Source organism: Planktothrix sp. FACHB-1355 (assembly GCF_014748295.1).
In the GTDB taxonomy this organism is placed as follows: Bacteria; Cyanobacteriota; Cyanobacteriia; order Cyanobacteriales; family Aerosakkonemataceae; genus Aerosakkonema; species Aerosakkonema funiforme_A.
In genome coordinates this window covers 1-2106 of the sequence record NZ_JACJUP010001169.1, presented here as the reverse complement: position 1 = coordinate 2106, position 2106 = coordinate 1, and the positions used below count along the sequence as shown (strand labels likewise).

Sequence of the window (2106 nt, the reverse complement as noted above, 5' to 3'; positions counted from 1 at the left end):
AAGGTAAATTTGTGCGGGTCAATCGTAAGTTTGGCGAACTTGTTGGGAGCGAGATTTCCCAGCTGATAAATAGAACATTTTCAGAAATTACTCATCCCGAAAATCCTCAAATAGCTTCTGTATTGAGCCAACAGTTAATCCAGGGCGAAATAGCCAATTATGAACGGGAAATTTGCTTTCCGCATCGGGATGGAACAGTTGCTTGGGGGCAGCTAACGCTGTCGCTTGTCCGAGAAGAATCGGGCGAGCCAGTGTTTTTGCTTTTGACGATCGCAGATATTACTCAAAACAAAAATCCCGCACAGCAATTACAGCAAAAAGAAACATCCACATCTGAGCAACTAAAAATCTGCCAATTTGCGCTCGAACACGCTGCTGATGCTATCTTTTGGGTAAAATCTGATGCCGAGTTTTGCTATGTCAACTTGGCAGCTTGTCGCTTATCAGGCTACGACCGAGAAGAACTTTTTACCATGAAGGTTTTTCATCTAGACCCCAAGTTTACTCCGGAGATCTGGAAACAGGAATGGGAAAATTTGAAGCAGCAACGCTTTTTGCAATTCGACAGTAACATTCAAGCCAAAGACGGCAGATTTATTCCGGTACAAATTAGCGTTAATTATTTGGAATTTGAAGGCTGCGAGTATAATTGTGCCTTCATGCGCGATATCAGCGATCGCATTTCTGTCGCAACTGCTTTACGAAAGAGCGAACAACAATATGAAACTTTAGCAAGATTGGCACCCGTGGGTATTTTTCGCACCGATGCTGCGGGAAAAACAATATATGCAAACGAGCGTTCGATCGAGATGGTGGGACTGAGATGCGAAATGCTATTAGGGGATGGTTGGATACAAACTATCCATCCTGAAGATCTAGAAGAAGTATTAACAAAATGGTTAAACACAATTAAACAGCATTCCTCCTTTCAATGCGAACATCGCATCGTGCGTCCCGATGGCAGCATTGTTTGGGTGCTAACCCAGGCGATCGCTGAATTGGAAGCTGACGGAACTATAATCGGCTATGTGGGAACGCTCACCGATATTAGCGAACGCAAACGAGTAGAAGCAGAACTAACCCAAGCGCAAAAGTTTCTTGCCTCGGTGCTAGAAAATTTGCCTGTTTCGGTTGTGGCTAAAGAGGCAACCGAATTGCGATTTGTCCTGTGGAATCCGGCGACGACAAACATTTTGGGTTACACTCCAGAAGAAGTGCTGGGCAAAAATGATTATGACTTTTTCCCCAAAGAGCAAGCTGATTTTTTCACAAGTAAAGATAAGGAAGCGCTGAATGCAGGAAAATTCATCGACATTCCGGAAGAGCCAATTCAAATAAAAACGGGAGAAACGCGGTTCTTTCATACGCGGAAAACGGTAATTACTGACAATGACGGCAAACCTCAATATTTGCTGGCGATCGCAGAAGATATTACCGAGCGTAAACTTGCTCTAGAAGCTTTAGCTGAAAATGAAGAACGCTGGCGTCAAATTTTTACAGAAGCACCGATGGGGATGGCGTTAGCTAATATGGATAACCATTCCATAGTTAAAGTAAATCGAGCCATTTGCGAGATGTTGGGCTACACAGAAGCAGAACTGCTGACAATGACGCCTGCTGATGTTACCCACCCAGAAGATATGGACATGGAAAGGTGCTTGATTAATCAGTTAATGTCAGGAAAAATTAACAGCTATCAAATTGAAAAACGCTTTCAAACCAAAAATTATGAAATCATTTGGGTGAATCTAAAAGCGACAATACTACGCCACGGTAATGGCACTATTCGCTACGGACTGGCGATGATAGAAAATATCACCCAACGTAAGGTTCTAGAACGGGAATTAGCTTTGAGACAAGCGCGGTTTGATGCTTTTTTTAAAGCAGCGCCTGCTGGTTTGGTGATTTTAGACGATCGGTTGCGGTACGTGCAAATTAACGAAGCAGCAGCTGAAATTAATGGAGTAGCGATCGAAGAACATTTTGGCAAAACTGGACGCGAAATATTTCCAGAGTTAGCTTCTACGTTAGAGCCTATGTGCCAGCGGATATTAGCGACAGGGGAACCGATGCTCAACATGGAAGTATCCGGCAAAACTCCCAAAG

At 43.5% G+C, this 2106-nt stretch carries 1 protein-coding gene; it reads left to right on the top strand.

Translation table 11 applies throughout. From position 1 onward, the window contains the following. The coding region (locus H6S82_RS30330) for a PAS domain S-box protein (protein WP_191057256.1) at positions 1-2106 on the top strand (2106 nt) is incomplete at both ends.